This is a genomic window from Kushneria marisflavi (genome assembly GCF_002157205.1).
GTDB lineage: Bacteria > Pseudomonadota > Gammaproteobacteria > Pseudomonadales > Halomonadaceae > Kushneria > Kushneria marisflavi.
In genome coordinates this window covers 1,641,610-1,657,776 of record NZ_CP021358.1, presented here as the reverse complement: position 1 = coordinate 1,657,776, position 16,167 = coordinate 1,641,610, and the positions used below count along the sequence as shown (strand labels likewise).

The window sequence follows — 16,167 nt, the reverse complement described above, 5'->3', positions numbered from 1 at the left end:
ATGCAATGTCGCTGGAGCAGACCAAGATGAGTGAGCGTCCATGGATCTGGCAACGCAACTGGCTCAAAACTGGTCAGTCGGTGTTTTCATCGTCGCCGTACTGGCCCTGTGTACCTTTATGGTGACAGCATCCGCCTTGCTTGGCGGACGGGCCTGGGGCCACCGAAAGGAAACACCCTATGAGTCCGGCATTGTGCCGACCGGCAGTGCCCACCAGCGTTTCTCGGTCAAGTTCTACATGGTGGCCATGCTTTTCGTCATTTTTGACGTGGAGGCTCTCTACCTTTTTGGCTGGGCCATCTCCGTGCGCGAAACCGGCTGGACTGGACTGATAGGCGCCAGCGTCTTCATCTTTATTCTGCTGGCCGGTCTGATCTATGACAGTCGGGTCGGTGCACTGGACTGGGTGCCAAAGCGTCGCGCTCAGCCGGATCAGGTCCACCAGCCTGCCCAGCGTGATCATACCGAACACTGAAATCCTCTCGGGTCGCGAGCCCGAGGAGATCCCAGTACCGATCAATGACGTTTTCCGGGAGGACTCTGGATGTCCTATAAGCTTACGCGCATCGATCCTGACGCTCCCCAGAGCAGCCAGTATCCGATCGGGGAGCGACGTATTGTCGATGACCCCATGGATGATCAGGTGCATCGCAATGTTTTCATGGGCAAGCTCGAAAACATCATGCACAACGTCGTCAACTGGGGCCGCAAGAACTCCCTGTGGCCCTATAACTTTGGGCTCTCCTGCTGCTATGTGGAGATGACCACGGCCTTTACCGCGCCGCATGACATTGCCCGCTTTGGTTCCGAGGTACTGCGCGCCTCGCCCCGTCAGGCGGATGTCATGGTCATTTCGGGGACCTGCTTCATCAAGATGGCGCCCATCATCCAAGAGCTTTACGACCAGATGCTGGAGCCCAAATGGGTCATCTCGATGGGCTCTTGTGCCAACTCCGGCGGCATGTATGACATTTATTCGGTCGTGCAGGGCGTCGACAAGTTTCTTCCCATTGACGTTTATATACCGGGATGCCCGCCACGACCTGAAGCCTTCCTTCAGGGGCTGCAACTGCTGCAGGACTCCATCCAGCAGGAGCGTCGCCCACTGACGTGGGTGGTCGGGGACCAGGGGGTCTACAAGGCCGAGATGCCTTCCCAGAAAGAAAAAAGGCGCGACGAGCGCATTGCGGTCACCGAGCTGCGTTCACCCGATGAAGTGTAGTGACCGGTACAGGGGTGGCTTCGGGGCGAGCGGGTTCGGTTCACTGGCGATGGAAAACAACGGATGACGACCGAGATTTCACAGGCAGACGCTACAACCTTCGCCATTGTCGATGAGCTGAAGGCCCGCTTTGGCGAGGCGAACCTGGTGGTACAGCCCACGCTGACCGGCATGCCGGTGGTATGGGTAGTACGTGAGCAGCTGATCGAGGTCATGCGCTTTTTACAGCAGGTTCCCAAACCCTTTGTCATGCTTTACGACCTGCATGGGGTGGACGAGCGTCTGCGCATGCACCGACGAGGCCTGCCGCCGGCAGACTTCACCGTTTTCTATCAGCTGATGTCGCTTGAGCGTAACAGCGAGCTGATGATCAAGGTAGCGCTGCACGAAGATGACCTGCGTGTCCCGACGCTCTGCAACGTCTATCTCAATGCCAACTGGTATGAGCGTGAAGTCTTTGACATGTTCGGCATCGAGTTCTCGGGGCATCCGCACCTGAGCCGCATGCTGATGCCGCCGACCTGGAATGGCCACCCGCTGCGCAAGGACTATCCGGCGCGTGCGACCGAATTTGATCCCTATACGCTGACGATGGAAGGTCAGGACCGTGAGCAGGAAGCGCTGCGCTTCAACCCCGAAGCCTGGGGCATGAAGCGTCACAGCGGGGACACCGACTACATGTTCCTGAACCTGGGGCCCAATCACCCCTCGGTACACGGCGTATTTCGCATCGCGCTACAGCTCGACGGTGAAGAGGTGGTCGACTGCGTTCCGGACATTGGTTATCACCACCGCGGCGCCGAAAAGATGGCCGAGCGCCAGTCCTGGCACAGCTATATTCCTTACACCGACCGGATCGACTATACCGGTGGGGTCATGAACAACCTGCCCTATATTCTGGCCGTCGAAAAGCTGGCCGGTATTACCGTCACGCAGCGTGCCGAAACCATTCGCGTGATGATGGCAGAGATGTTTCGCATCAACTCTCATCTGTTGTTTCTCGGTACTTTCCTGCAGGATCTGGGCGCAATGTCGCCGGTCTTTTTCACCTTCAGCGACCGTCAGCGCGCCTACCACGTGATCGAGGCGATCACCGGCTTTCGCATGCACCCGGCATGGTTTCGCATCGGCGGCGTGGCGCATGACCTGCCGCGCGGCTGGGAGAAGCTGGTTCGCGACTTTCTGGACTGGATGCCGCCGCGGCTGGACGAGTACGAACGCGCGATGATGGACAACTCCATTGTGCGCGAGCGTACGGTCAACATTGCCACGCACACCACGGCCGAAGCACTGACCTGGGGGGTGACCGGCCCCAACCTGCGCGCCACTGGTCTCAAGTACGATCTGAGAAAGGCCAAGCCCTATTCGGGCTATGAGCGCTTTGATTTCGATATTCCAGTGGGCACCAACGGCGATGTCTTTGATCGCGGCATGATGCGTATTGAAGAGATGCGCCAGAGCCTTCGCATCATCGAGCAGTGTTTGAAACACATGCCCGATGGTGACTACAAGGCCGATCACCCGCTGACCACACCGCCGCCGCGCGACAAGATGCTTCAGCATATCGAAACGCTGATCACGCACTTTTTGCAGGTGTCATGGGGGCCGGTGCTCAAGGCCAACGAGTCGTTTCAGATGATCGAGGCGACCAAGGGGATCAACAGCTACTACCTGACCAGTGATGGCAACACCATGAGCTATCGCACCCGAATTCGTACGCCCAGCTTTGCCCACCTTCAGCACATTCCGGCCGTCATCAACGGTGGGTTCGTGCCGGATCTGATCGCGCATCTGGGCAGCATCGACTTTGTAATGGCCGACGTGGATCGATAACCATGACCATGGATACTCCCGCAACCGGCAATACCCGTGCCAGCAAGGCCAGTCAGGGCAACCTGATTGCCAGCGCCGGGCGCGTTGATGATTTCGAGCTCACCGATGAAGAGCGCCATGAGATCGAGCACGAGATGGGACACTACGAAAACCCGCGTGCGGCTTCCATCGGCGCACTCAAGACCGTGCAAAAGCGTCGCGGCTGGGTCTCGGACGGCGCCATCATCGCCATCAGCGATGTGCTGGGCATTCCCTCCAGTGACGTTGAAGGTGTGGCCACCTTCTACAGCCTGATCTTTCGTCAGCCGGTCGGCCGTCATGTCATCCTGGTCTGTGACAGCAGCTCGTGCTTTCTGACCGGTCATGATGAGCTGCGCGATGCCATTTCAGACGAGCTCGGTATCGGGCTGGGTCAGACCACCGGAGACGACCGCTTCACGATGCTGCCGGTGTGCTGTCTGGGCGCCTGTGATCGCGGTCCGGCGCTGATGATCAACGAGGACCTTCATGGACCGGTGGAACCCGGCGACGTGTCGGCACTGCTGGAGCGCTACACATGACCAGTCATCTCTTTTCTACCAGCACCAATGGCGAAACCCATCCGCTGACCTATCGTCTGCGAGAGGATCGTGGCTACGTGGATCTGGCCGAATTTCAAAGAAAGGACGGCTTTGAGGCGCTGCGCACGACGCTCCGGGATCTGTCGCCGGATGATCTGATCGAGAACATGAAGACCGCCAATCTGCGCGGTCGTGGCGGCGGCGGTTTCTCGGCCGGCGTCAAGTGGAGCCTGACCGCGCGTGGGGATGATCATCCCCGCGGCTATATCGTCTGTAACGCCGACGAGATGGAGCCGGGCACCTTCAAGGACCGCATGTTGATGGAAGAGATCCCCCATCTGCTGATCGAGGGGATGATCCTTGCCGGCTACGCCAACAATGCCCGCATGGGTTACATCTTTCTGCGCGGTGAATACGTGCTGGCCGCCGAGCGGATCGAGCGGGCGCTGAGCGAGGCCCGTGACGCCGGTATTCTAGGGCCGAGGGTGTGCGACAGCGATTTTGACTTCGACATCTTTTTGCACACCGGCGCCGGGCGCTATATCTGCGGTGAAGAGACCGCACTGATCAATTCGCTTGAAGGGCGTCGCGCCAATCCGCGTTCCAAACCGCCCTTTCCGGGGCAAAGTGGCGCCTGGGGCAAGCCCACCGTAGTCAACAACGTCGAAACGCTGTGCAACGTGCCGGCCATCGCCCTGCACGGGGGCGAGTGGTATCAGGCGCTGTCCGGCGGTCGCAGCGATGATGGCGGCACCAAGATCTTTGGTGTGTCCGGCCGTGTGAAACGCCCCGGGCTGGTCGAGCTGCCAATGGGCGTGACCGGTGCCGAGCTGCTGGACATGGCCGGCGGCATGCGTGACGGACTCGAGCTGAAAACCTGGCTGCCGGGCGGCGGCAGCACCGGCTTTCTGCTGCCGGAGCATCTCGAGCTGCCGCTGGAGTTCGATGCCATTGGCAAGGCCGGCAGCCGTCTGGGGACCGGGCTGATGACCGTGGTGGCCCACAATCAGAGCGTGGTGTCGCTGACCCGCAATCTCGAGGAGTTCTTTGCGCGTGAGTCGTGTGGCTGGTGTACGCCGTGTCGCGACGGGTTGCCCTGGAGCGTCAAGCTGTTGCGCGCCATCGAGCGCGGCGAAGGGGAAGAGGGCGACATCGACATGCTGGTTTCGCTGGCCCATGACATCGGCCCCGGCAAGACATTTTGTGCCCACGCACCGGGTGCGGCGATGCCGCTGGAAACCGCCATCAAGCATTTCAGGCACGAATTCGAAGCCGGCATTCGCCATCAAAAGCGCGAAGCACACGCCGAGCCGATCCCGGTGGGCTCGGTATAGCGGCTGGATGCGGCATACGAGTGAGATAACGATCAAGGTGCCCGGTGATCGCCGGGCCGTGACAGGCAAAAGGCAGGGTTCATGGCAACCATTCATGTAGACGGAAAGGACTACGAGGTCGACGGCAGTGACAATCTGCTGCACGCCTGCCTGTCGCTGGGCCTCGATATTCCCTATTTCTGCTGGCACCCGGCGCTGGGCAGCGTTGGTGCCTGCCGTCAGTGTGCGGTCAAGCAGTACAAGGATGCCGACGACGAACGCGGCATGCTGGTCATGTCCTGCATGGCCCCGATCAAGGATGACTCGTACATCTCGATCGATGACGAGGAGGCAAAGGCCTTTCGTGCCAGCGTTGTCGAGTGGCTGATGACCAACCACCCGCACGATTGTCCGGTCTGTGAAGAGGGCGGCCACTGCCATCTGCAGGACATGACGGTCATGACCGGCCACGACCGTCGCCGCTATCGCTTCAAAAAGCGCACGCACAAGAATCAGTATCTCGGCCCCTTCATCGGTCACGAGATGAACCGCTGCATTACCTGCTATCGCTGCGTGCGTTTTTACAAGGATTACGCTGGCGGCGAGGACCTCGGCGCTTTCGGAGCCCACGAGAACATCTATTTTGGTCGCACGGTCGACGGCACTCTGGAAAACGAGTTTTCCGGCAACCTGACCGAAGTCTGCCCGACCGGTGTCTTCACCGACCGCACCCACTCCGAGCACTACACACGCAAGTGGGACATGCAGTTTGCGCCCAGCATCTGCCATCAGTGCTCCAGCGGCTGTAATACCAGCCCGGGTGAGCGCTACGGCGAGGTGCGCCGGATCGAGAATCGCTACAACGGCGATGTGAACCACTATTTCCTGTGTGACCGTGGCCGCTTCGGCTACGGCTACGTCAACCGCACCGATCGTCCGCAACAGCCAAGCATGCGCGTCGACGACCGCGAGCCCGAGCTTTTGACCGTCGACAGTGCGCTGGACCGCACCGCTGAGCGCCTGAAGGGCAGCCGGCGTGTGATCGGTATCGGCTCGCCGCGGGCCAGCCTTGAAAGCAACCACCTGCTGCGTGAAATGGTCGGCGCCGAGAACTTCTCGACCGGCATGGCCGGCCGCGAACTCGAGTGCCTCGAGCTGATCCAGACCCTGCAGCGCGAAGGACACTGGCACATTCCTTCCATGCGCGAGATCGAGGACCACGACGCGGTCATCGTGCTGGGTGAGGATCTGATTCAGAGCGCGGCGCGTGTGGCACTGGCCGTACGTCAGGCCGCCAACGGCCGCGGTGAAGAGATGGCCGAGGCCAACGGCATCCCGGCCTGGAACGCCAACGCAGTGAATACCCTGCGCCAGGGCCGTACCCGTCCGGTCTTTATTGCCTCCCTGACCGAAACACGGCTGGATGACATTGCTCGCGACACCTGGCACGGCGCGCCCGAAGAGATCGCCCGGCTGGGGCTGGCACTGGCCCATGCGCTTGATGCTTCAGCGCCGGCGGTAGAAGGGCTGGACGACGCGACGCTGGCCCTGGTCGATACCATGACCGAGGCGCTCAAGGGCGCCGAGCGGCCGCTGATTATTTCGGGCACCAGCCTGCGCAGTACGGCCGTGCTTCAGGCAACGGCGAATCTGGCACAGGCGCTGGGGACTGCCGGCAAGACAGTGTCCGTCTCGATGATCAGCGGTGAAGCCAACAGTACCGGCCTGACCATGCTGGGCGGTCACTCACTGGAGTGGGCGCTGGAGGCCATACAGGGTGGGGAAGCCCGTGCAGACGCTGCCGTCATTCTGGAAAACGATCTCTATCAGCGACTGGCCAGCAGTGCGATTGATCAGGCGCTGAACGCGCTTGAGACACTGGTGGTGCTTGATCATCAGCGCACGCCCACACTGGAACGTGCCCACCTGGCCCTGCCGGCGGCCACCTTTGCCGAAGGCGACGGCACGCTGGTGAGCCATGAAGGCCGCGCCCAGCGCTTCTTCCAGGTCTATGACCCGAGTTATTACCGCCCCAACGATCTCACTCATGAAAGCTGGCGCTGGCTGCATGCGCTGCATACCACCATGGAAGGGCGCGGCGTCGACTGGACCCAGATTGATGAGGTCACCGCGGATTGTGCACGGGTGCATCCGGAGCTTTCCGGTATTCGTGATGCCGCGCCGAGCGCGTCCTTCCGTATTCGCGGCCAGAAACTGGCGCGCTCGCCGCACCGCTCCAGCGGGCGCACGGCCATGCGAGCCAACCTGAGCGTGCACGAGCCTCGCGCACCGCAGGACGCCGACTCCGCCTTTGCATTTTCGATGGAAGGCTACAGCGGTTACAGCGAGCCCCGCTCCCAGGTGGCCTTTGCATGGGCGCCTGGCTGGAACTCGCCGCAGGCCTGGAACAAGTTCCAGGACGAAGTCGGTGGGCACCTGAGCGCCGGTGACCCGGGCGTTCGACTTTTCGACCAGCAGCGCACCGAGCGGCAACCCCGTGACTGGTTCACCGAGATTCCCGACACCTTTGAGCCGCGTGATGACTGCTGGTACGTCGTCAGTCTGCCGCAGCTGTTCGGCGGCGAGGAAATGTCAGCGCGCGCCGAGCCGATTCAGGAACGCATGAGCGAGACCTTCGTGGCGCTGGGTCAGGAGGATGCCGACCGTCTGGGCGTCACGCCAGGCGAGACGATCTATCTGCAGGCCTCCGGCCATCAGCTTCATCTGCCGGTACGCATCAGCCGTGAAATGCGCCCCGGCCTGATCGGCCTGCCGCAGTTGCCCGGCATTCCCCGAGGCCTTGCCGGTGAGTGTACCACCGTTACCGTGGAGGTCAGCGCATGAGCTGGATGAGCACCGATGTGCTGCTTGCCATCCTGGTGGGCGTGCTGAAATCGATCGTGATCCTGCTGGCGGCCGTACTGTCCGGCGCCTTCCTGACCGTGGTTGAGCGCCGGCTGCTTGGGCTCTGGCAGGATCGCTATGGCCCCAATCGGGTGGGCATGTTCGGCTCGGCGCAGCTGATTGCGGACATGATCAAGATCTTTTTCAAGGAAGACTGGATCCCGCCCTTTGCCGATCGAAAGCTGTTCGTGCTGGCCCCGGCGATCGCCTTTGCCTCACTGCTGCTGTCGTTTCTGATCATTCCCATCACCCCGACCTGGGGGGTGGCGGATCTTAATATCGGCATCCTGTTTTTCTTCGCCATGGCCGGGATCAATGTTTATGCGGTGCTCTTTGGTGGCTACGCCAGCGCCAACAAGTACGCTCTGATCGGTGCCATGCGTGCTTCGGCCCAGACGCTGTCCTATGAGGTGTTCATGGGACTGTCGCTGATGGGCATCGTGGTCATGACCGGCTCGTTCAACATGCGCGACATCGTCAACGGTCAGGAAGGACTCTGGTACATCGTGCCGCAGTTCTTCGGTTTTCTGACCTTTCTGATTGCAGGCGTTGCCGTGACGCATCGCGCGCCGTTTGACCAGCCTGAGGCCGAGCAGGAAATTGCCGACGGCTATCACGTTGAATACTCGAGCATGAAGTTCGGCATGTTCTTCATCGGCGAGTACGTGGGCATCGTGCTGGTATCGGCACTTTTGACCACCCTGTTTCTGGGCGGCTGGCATGGGCCGCTGCTGCCGCCGATCGTCTGGTTCCTGCTCAAGACAGCCTTTTTCGTCATGCTCTTCATTCTGGCGCGTGCGGCCCTGCCCCGTCCTCGCTATGACAGGGTGATGCAGTTCGGGTGGAAATTCTGTCTGCCGCTGACGCTTATCAATCTTCTGGTGACCGGTGCCGTCGTCCTTTTGACGGCCTGCCCCGATCACTGAACAACGAACGAGGCAGAACACATGCTGCATTCGATCATCAAGGTAGTGACCGGTACCGGAACGCAGCTGCGCACCGGCTGGATGGTATTCAAGCATGCCTTCCACAAGCGTGAGACGCTGAACTATCCGGAAGAACAGCCGTATCTGCCGCCGCGCTATCGCGGGCGTATCGTGCTCACACGCGATCCGGATGGTGAAGAGCGCTGCGTGGCGTGCAATCTGTGCGCCGTGGCCTGTCCGGTCGGCTGTATATCGCTGCAAAAGGGTGAGAAGGAGGACGGGCGCTGGTACCCGGAGTTCTTTCGCATCAATTTCTCTCGCTGCATCTTCTGTGGCCTGTGCGAAGAAGCCTGTCCTACCTCGGCCATCCAGCTGACGCCTGATTTCGAGCTGGGGGAGTACAACCGTCAGGAGCTGGTCTTTGAAAAGCGCGATCTGCTGATCTCGGGCCCGGGCAAGGATCATAACTATAATTTTTATCGTGTCGCAGGTCTGTCGGTGGCCGGCAAGCCAAAGGGCGCGGCGCAAAACGAGGCCGAGCCGGTCGACGTCAAAACGCTTCTGCCCTAGGGCGCAGGCAGCATCGGGGAGTTTGCCGTGGAAATTGCTTTTTATCTGGCCGCACTGGTCGCCATCGTTGCCACCTTTCGCGTCATTACGCATACCAATGCCGTGCATGCGCTGTTGTATCTGATCATTTCGCTGATGGCAGTGGCGGTGGTGTTTTACAGCCTCGGGGCCCCCTTTGCCGCTGCGCTTGAGGTGATCGTCTATGCCGGCGCCATCATGGTGCTGTTTGTCTTTGTGGTCATGATGCTCAACCTGGGCAGTCAGACGGCCGACCAGGAACGCCACTGGCTGGCGCCGCGCATCTGGATCGGCCCGTCGATCATGGCGGCGATCCTCCTGGTGGTACTGGTGTTTTCCTTCTGGCACGGCGGCGGGATCGGCACGATCTCGGGTGAAGAGCTCAGCGCCAAAGAGGTTGGGACTCAGATGTTTGGTCCCTATCTGCTGGCAGTGGAGCTGGCGGCGATGCTGCTGCTGGCAGCGCTGATCGCGGCCTCCCATATCGGGCGAAACGATGAGCCCCAGCTTGAACGCGACATGAACGAAGCCGTGCAGCGTGCACCGGCGGGCAACGATGAAGGGGGGCAGGCATGAACGGCATACCACTGGAACATGGCATGGCGCTGGCCGCCATCCTGTTTGTACTGGGGCTTGCCGGGCTTCTGGTCCGGCGTAACCTGCTGTTCATCCTGATGAGCCTCGAGATCATGATGAACTCGGCAGGGCTTGCCTTTGTGGTGGCCGGCATGCACTGGGGCCAGCCTGACGGGCAGGTCATGTTCATCGCGATCATCACGCTGGCGGCAGCCGAGGCCAGTATCGGACTGGGCTTTTTGATCCAGCTGCAGCGCCGGTTCAAAACGCTTGATATTGATGCAGCCAGCGAGATGAAAGGATGAATATACTTTTCCTGACACCCTTGTTCCCGCTGCTGGGCGCTCTTGTCCTGGCCTTCAATCCGCGACTGCCGATCCGCCTGGCGGGCCTGGTCGGCGTGGGTTCGATCGGCCTGGCGGCACTGGTCATGGTCTGGCTCAACGTGGCCTTCTACAGCGGCGATGGGAACGGCGTGACCCAGACGCTGTGGCAGTGGGTCGCGGTGGAAGACTTCCGGATGGGCTTTTCGCTGTATCTGGATGGTCTGTCACTGACCATGATCAGCGTCATCACCGGGGTCGGCTTTCTGATTCATCTGTTCGCGGCCTGGTACATGCGCGAGGACCTTGAGGGCGGCCCGGGCTTTGCGCGCTTTTTTGCCTATATGAATCTTTTTGTGTTCAGCATGCTGCTGCTGGTGCTGGGCGATAATCTCTTTCTGCTTTATCTGGGCTGGGAAGGTGTGGGGCTGTGCAGCTATCTGCTGATCGGCTACTACTACCAGAGCGAGTACAACGCCTGGTGCGCCTTCAAGGCCTTTATCGTCACCCGTATCGGGGATGTGTTTCTGGCCATCGGCATGTTTTTGCTGTTTGCCCAGTTCGGCACCCTCAATATTCAGGAGCTTCTGCGCCTGGCGCCCGAGGCATGGAGTCGGGGCGATCTGATGGCGGAACTGGCCGCATTGATGTTGCTGGGCGGTGCGGTTGGCAAGTCGGCGCAGCTGCCGCTGCAGACCTGGCTTGCGGATGCGATGGCAGGCCCCACGCCGGTGTCGGCGCTGATCCACGCCGCGACCATGGTCACCGCCGGGGTGTATCTGATCGCGCGAACCCATGTCATCTTCGAACTGGCCCCCATGACGCTTGAACTGGTCGGGCTGATCGGCATGGTGACGCTGCTGATTGCCGGTCTTGCGGCACTGGCGCAGACCGATATCAAGCGCGTGCTGGCCTATTCCACCATGAGTCAGATCGGTTACATGTTCCTGGCGCTGGGCGTTCAGGCCTGGGATGTGGCGATCTTCCATCTGATGATTCATGCCTTCTTCAAGGCGCTGCTCTTTTTGTCCTCGGGCTCGGTCATCATCGCCTGCCATCACGAGCAGAACATCTTCAGGATGGGCGGACTGCGCAAGACGCTCAAACTGCCTTACGCCTGCTTTTTGATCGGTGGCGCGGCGCTGTCGGCTCTGCCGCTGATTTCGGCGGGCTTCTATTCCAAGGACGAGATCCTGTGGCTCGCCTTTGATCACGGCCATACCTGGCTTTGGCTCGGGGCGCTGGTCGGCGCTTTCCTGACCTCGGTTTATACCTTCCGCATGATCTTTATCGTGTTCCACGGTCGTGAGCAGATTCATCCGCACGCCGGTCGCGGGCTGGCACACCACGTGCCGCTGATCGTGCTGGCGGTGCTGTCTACCTTTATCGGGGCAATGATTCATCCGCCGCTTGAAAACGTGCTGCCGGCAGGCCCGGAGGGACTCTACGGCCATAACGTGAAACTGATGCTCGAAGTGCTGGCTGCGATCGTGGCGATCGTGGGCGTGGGTATCGCAGCAGGGCTGTTCCTTGGTCGTCGCAGGCTGGTGAGTTCGTTGACAAAAACGGACGAAGGCCATCGGCTATGGCGCTTTTTCAACAGTGCCTTCGCCTTTGACTGGCTCTACGACAAGATCGCAGTCAAGCCGTTTCTGTTCATTGCACGGCTGCATCGGCGTGACTGGGTCAACAGCCTGATGAACCTCTGGCCGGGGTTGGCCATGATGTTGAACGGGCTGTTGTCCGATACCCAGAGCGGACGGCTTCGCTGGTACGCCGCCGTCATGACGGCCGGTGCGATTGCCGTGCTGTTACTTCTGCTGCTGCTATGAAGGGAGGTGACATGATCAAGCCGTTTCAATGCGGGGCAGTTGACCTGACGCAACATGTAACAGATCACCGGGTTGCCCGGCTGCTTGTGCCCACAATAACGATCAAGGATGCGATCACGCCATGATGTTGCCCTGGCTACTACTCATACCCTTTATCGGGGGGCTGCTGTGCTGGCAGTTCGAGCTGATCAGACCCAACACGGCCATGCCGCGCTGGATCGCACTGTTCTCCATGGTGGCGCTGCTGGTCATGGCGCTGATCATGTGGGTGAACGGGGATTACAGCCTGTCTCAGGTTGTGGGCAACACGCCCGAGTGGCATAGCGAGTTTCGGCTGCCCTGGATCGATGCCTTCGGCATCACCTTCCATCTGGCCATAGATGGTCTGTCGCTGATCATGATCACTCTGACCGGGATTCTCGGGATTCTGGCGGTGGTCTGTTCCTGGAAGGAGATCGATCGACGTATCGGCTTTTTCCACCTCAACCTGATGTGGGTCATCGGTGGTGTCGTCGGGGTCTTTCTGGCCATCGATCTGTTTTTGTTCTTCTTTTTCTGGGAAATGATGCTGGTGCCGATGTACTTCCTGATTGCCCTGTGGGGGCATGAATCGGAAGGCAAGTCGCCGGTGTCGGCGGCCATCAAGTTCTTTATCTACACCCAGGCCTCGGGGCTTTTGATGCTGGTCTCCATTCTGGGACTGGTGTTCACACACTATACCCAGACCGGTGTCTTCTCGTTTGATTACGGCATTCTGCGTGAGACGCCGATCACCGGCATCATGTCGTGGGTATTGATGCTCGGTTTCTTCATTGCCTTTGCCGTCAAGCTGCCGGTAGTACCGCTGCATGGCTGGCTGCCCGATGCGCATGCTCAGGCACCGACCGCCGGCAGTGTGGATCTGGCCGGTATCCTGCTCAAGACGGCTGCCTATGGCCTTTTACGCTTTGCGCTGCCGCTGTTTCCGGAAACCTCCCAGGCCTTTGCACCCGTGGCAATGGCGCTGGGACTGGTGGGCATCTTCTATGGTGGCGTGCTGGCATTCTCCCAGACCGACATCAAGCGGCTGATTGCCTGTTCCAGTATTTCCCATATGGGCTTTGTCCTGATCGGTATCTACTCCGGCACGCTGCTGGCGCTGCAGGGGGTTATCCTGCAGATGGTGGCGCACGCCTTCTCGGCGGCGGGGCTTTTCATGATCAGCGGTCAGCTCTACGAGCGTCTGCACACCCGTGACATGCGCCAGATGGGCGGGCTGTTTGGCCGTCTGGGCGCGCTGCCCGGATTTGCTCTGGCCTTTGTCATGGCCTCTCTCGGTATGCCGGGCACCGGCAACTTCATCGGCGAATTTCTGATCCTGTTCGGGGCCTTTGACGTGGTGCCCTGGGTGGTGGTGATTGCCAGCGCAGGGCTTGTGCTGTCCGCCATCTACTCGTTGATCCTGATGCACCGGGTCTACTGGGGGCCGCCAAAGGCCGACACCACCATCGCTCATCTGGATGGCCGCGAGTACGCCATGCTGCTGGGCACGCTGGTGCTGACCATTGCGCTGGGCCTGTATCCTCAGGTGGTGCTCGATATTTCGCAGGGCGCAATGCATGAAGTGCGTCACTGGTTTGCTGTTTCACCTTCGTTTGCGGGCTGAGCCGACATGAATCTGACCCTGTCACATCTGATCGCCCTGTTACCGCTTCTGATCGTCTGCGCCACGGTCATCGTGGTGATGCTGGGCATTGCCTGGCGTCGCCATCATGTGGCGACGGCCACCATGACCACCATCGGACTCAATGCGGCGCTCTTTTCGCTGCTGGCGGTGCTGACGGTCACGCCGATTCGCGTGTCGCCGCTGCTGCTGATCGATAACTATGCCGTGCTCTACATGGCGTTGATCCTGATTGCAGGCCTGGCTTCCACGACGCTAGCGCACGCCTATCTGGAAGGGTTCGACGATCAGAAGGAAGAGTTCTACATGCTGCTGGGCTGCTCGGTGCTGGGCGGCCTGACCATGGTGGCGAGCGACCATCTGCTGTCGCTGTTTTTCGGCCTCGAGCTTTTGAGTGTGCCGCTCTATGGTATGGCGGCCTACGCCTACCGCACTCGTCTGTCGCTGGAGTCCGGCATCAAATACATGGTGCTTTCGGCGGCGGCTTCTGCCTTTCTGCTCTTTGGCATGGCGCTGTTGTATGCCGAGTCGGGGTCGCTGGCCTTCGCCGATCTGGGGGCGCGTCTGACCGAAGGCGGCGGCCATGCCAGCTGGCTTTTGATGGGTATTGGCATGATGGTGATTGCGATGGCCTTCAAGCTGTCGCTGGTGCCGTTTCACCTCTGGACCGCCGATGTCTATGAAGGCGCCCCGGCGCCGGTGACGGCCTTTCTGGCCACGGTCAGCAAGATTGCCGTCTTTGCGCTTTTGATGCGCCTGTTCATGAGCGCACCGGTCACCGATATGGCCAGTCTGCACACGACGGTGGCCTTCATCGCGTTCCTGTCGATGCTGGTGGGCAATCTGATGGCGCTGCGGCAGGATAATATCAAGCGTCTGATGGGGTACTCCTCCATCGGCCATCTGGGCTATCTGCTGACCGTGGTGGTCGCCAGTGACGATATGGCACTCCTGACGACCGGCATCTATTTGATCACCTATGTGGCGACGACGCTCGCGGCCTTCGGGGTGATTGCACTGGTGTCGAGCCCCTGGCAGGGCAGTGATGTTTCCTCGCTGAAGTTCTATCGCGGCCTGTTCTGGCGACGTCCCTACCTGGCGGCCGTCATGACGGTGATGATGCTCTCACTGGCCGGGATTCCGATGACGGCCGGCTTTATCGGCAAGTTCTATGTGCTGGCCACCGCGGTTGAAGCCCAGCTCTGGTGGCTGGTGGCCGGTGTCATCCTCGGCAGTGCCATCAGCCTTTATTATTATCTGCGTGTGATGGTCATGCTCTATCTCCATCCTACCGAGGAGGAAGAGTACGATGCTTCCAGTGACTGGGGGCAGCGCGCCGGTGGCATCATGGTCATCCTGCTGGCGCTGGCCGTGCTGGTGCTGGGAGTCTATCCGCAGCCGATGGTCATGCTGGTCAGTGGTGCCACGCTGGGTTGAGGCTCAGTGCCCTGAGGCAGCTTTCTGGTGGCATGCAAAAGCGCCCCGCTCGAAAGAGCGGGGCGCTTTGTCTTGTCCGGAAGACGTAGCGATGATGATACCTGTCAGCGCACACTCTGCGGGGTGGTGCCTCCAAGCCCTGCAATCGAAATACTGCGTGCACAAGGCAGCGGCAGGGTGACGTCCACGGCCAGCGGCAGGTGATCAGAGAAAAGCGGCGGCAGGGCCCGTAGATGGTTCATCTTCAGTGACGGCGATACAGCGATATGGTCCAGCGCGCGCGTAGGCTGCCAGGCTGGATGGCTGGGAACGCCGCGCCCCTGTTCCAGAGAAAGTGCTCTGGAAAAGCGCGGATGGGCCCTGAGCTTGTCGTGGGTGCAGTTCAGGTCGCCCATGATGATGACGTTTCTAAGCGGGGCAATCAGCTCGCTGATGTAGTCGAGTTGAAGATGCTGAGTGCGTGTGCCCAGTGCCAGATGCAGCACGAAAAGGTGCAGTGCCTCGGGGCCTTCGCCGAACCGGACATGCATGGCACCGCGCCCCTTGGGGCCGGGCAGTCGATGGTTATCGGTGTGGCTGATTGCCAGGCGGCTGAGCAGCCCATTGCTGTGCTTGGCGAACCGGCCAAAATCCCGGTTGAGCTGCTGTGAGGCGTAGGGGAAGCCGGCCTGTGCGGCCAGATATTCGACGTGATTGATATTGTTTGAGCGAAAGCTGCCACCATCCACCTCCTGCAGTCCGACAAGGTCGAACTCGCGAAAGGTATCGCACATGACGTCGAGACGGGTGGACCGCCCGCGATGCGGCAGGAAATGCTGCCAGCTACGGGTCACGTAGTGGTGGTAGGCATGGGTATGAATGCCGACCTGCATGTTGAAGGTGAGCAGCCTGAGAGACGTGATGCGTTCGCTTTGACGATCGTCCTGCATTCGATATCCCGTTTGGCAAGGCAGGAAGGCCCGACACGAGACGTATCGGGCCACAGACACA

The 16,167-nt window shown here is 60.4% G+C and carries 14 protein-coding genes; 13 read left to right on the top strand and 1 reads right to left on the bottom strand.

Annotated elements, in window-relative coordinates; translation table 11 throughout:
- Window positions 1-40 precede the first annotated feature (40 nt).
- The 13 genes from B9H00_RS07585 (at window position 41) to nuoN (ending at window position 15,177) form a co-directional block, all read left to right on the top strand.
- Window positions 41-475, top strand: a complete 435-nt coding sequence (locus B9H00_RS07585; RefSeq protein ID WP_086900148.1) for an NADH-quinone oxidoreductase subunit A — start codon at window positions 41-43, stop codon at window positions 473-475.
- Between the two features lie 69 nt (window positions 476-544).
- A complete protein-coding gene (locus B9H00_RS07580) occupies window positions 545-1,222 on the top strand; it encodes a NuoB/complex I 20 kDa subunit family protein (RefSeq protein ID WP_086900147.1) in 678 nt (225 codons plus the stop codon).
- Window positions 1,223-1,285: 63 nt separating this feature from the next.
- The gene (nuoC, locus tag B9H00_RS07575) at window positions 1,286-3,055 is read left to right on the top strand and encodes an NADH-quinone oxidoreductase subunit C/D (RefSeq protein WP_086900146.1); all 1,770 of its coding nucleotides are present in this window, start codon (window positions 1,286-1,288) and stop codon (window positions 3,053-3,055) included.
- Between the two features lie 2 nt (window positions 3,056-3,057).
- On the top strand, window positions 3,058-3,615 hold the full coding sequence (gene nuoE, locus B9H00_RS07570; protein WP_086900145.1) for an NADH-quinone oxidoreductase subunit NuoE: 558 nt from the start codon (window positions 3,058-3,060) through the stop codon (window positions 3,613-3,615).
- Entirely contained in the window at window positions 3,612-4,949 is a 1,338-nt protein-coding gene (nuoF, locus tag B9H00_RS07565; RefSeq protein ID WP_086900144.1) for an NADH-quinone oxidoreductase subunit NuoF, read from the top strand. The genes nuoE and nuoF overlap by 4 nt, the downstream gene beginning before the upstream one ends.
- 81 nt (window positions 4,950-5,030) lie before the next feature.
- Window positions 5,031-7,772 carry an NADH-quinone oxidoreductase subunit NuoG gene (gene nuoG, locus B9H00_RS07560; protein WP_086900143.1) on the top strand — a complete coding sequence of 914 codons (2,742 nt, stop codon included), beginning with the start codon at window positions 5,031-5,033 and terminating at the stop codon, window positions 7,770-7,772.
- A complete protein-coding gene (nuoH, locus tag B9H00_RS07555) occupies window positions 7,769-8,758 on the top strand; it encodes an NADH-quinone oxidoreductase subunit NuoH (protein WP_086900142.1) in 990 nt (329 codons plus the stop codon). The genes nuoG and nuoH overlap by 4 nt, the downstream gene beginning before the upstream one ends.
- Before the next feature lie 21 nt (window positions 8,759-8,779).
- Window positions 8,780-9,328: an NADH-quinone oxidoreductase subunit NuoI gene (gene nuoI, locus B9H00_RS07550; RefSeq protein ID WP_086621482.1), complete on the top strand. Its 549-nt coding sequence runs from the start codon at window positions 8,780-8,782 to the stop codon at window positions 9,326-9,328.
- 27 nt (window positions 9,329-9,355) lie between these two features.
- Window positions 9,356-9,922, top strand: a complete 567-nt coding sequence (gene nuoJ, locus B9H00_RS07545; RefSeq protein WP_086900141.1) for an NADH-quinone oxidoreductase subunit J — start codon at window positions 9,356-9,358, stop codon at window positions 9,920-9,922.
- Window positions 9,919-10,227: an NADH-quinone oxidoreductase subunit NuoK gene (gene nuoK, locus B9H00_RS07540; RefSeq protein ID WP_086900140.1), complete on the top strand. Its 309-nt coding sequence runs from the start codon at window positions 9,919-9,921 to the stop codon at window positions 10,225-10,227. The genes nuoJ and nuoK overlap by 4 nt, the downstream gene beginning before the upstream one ends.
- Complete coding sequence (nuoL, locus tag B9H00_RS07535; protein WP_086900139.1) at window positions 10,224-12,077, top strand: NADH-quinone oxidoreductase subunit L; 1,854 nt, start codon at window positions 10,224-10,226, stop codon at window positions 12,075-12,077. Before nuoK ends, nuoL begins: the two co-directional genes overlap by 4 nt.
- A 121-nt stretch (window positions 12,078-12,198) precedes the next feature.
- On the top strand, window positions 12,199-13,722 hold the full coding sequence (gene nuoM, locus B9H00_RS07530) for an NADH-quinone oxidoreductase subunit M (RefSeq protein ID WP_086900138.1): 1,524 nt from the start codon (window positions 12,199-12,201) through the stop codon (window positions 13,720-13,722).
- 6 nt (window positions 13,723-13,728) lie between these two features.
- A complete protein-coding gene (gene nuoN, locus B9H00_RS07525; RefSeq protein ID WP_086900137.1) occupies window positions 13,729-15,177 on the top strand; it encodes an NADH-quinone oxidoreductase subunit NuoN in 1,449 nt (482 codons plus the stop codon).
- 104 nt (window positions 15,178-15,281) lie between these two features.
- Here the strand turns inward: nuoN and B9H00_RS07520 are convergent, their stop codons facing one another.
- Window positions 15,282-16,106, bottom strand: coding sequence for an endonuclease/exonuclease/phosphatase family protein (locus tag B9H00_RS07520; protein WP_086900136.1), 825 nt, complete (start codon window positions 16,104-16,106; stop codon window positions 15,282-15,284).
- Between the last annotated feature and the right edge of the window lie 61 nt (window positions 16,107-16,167).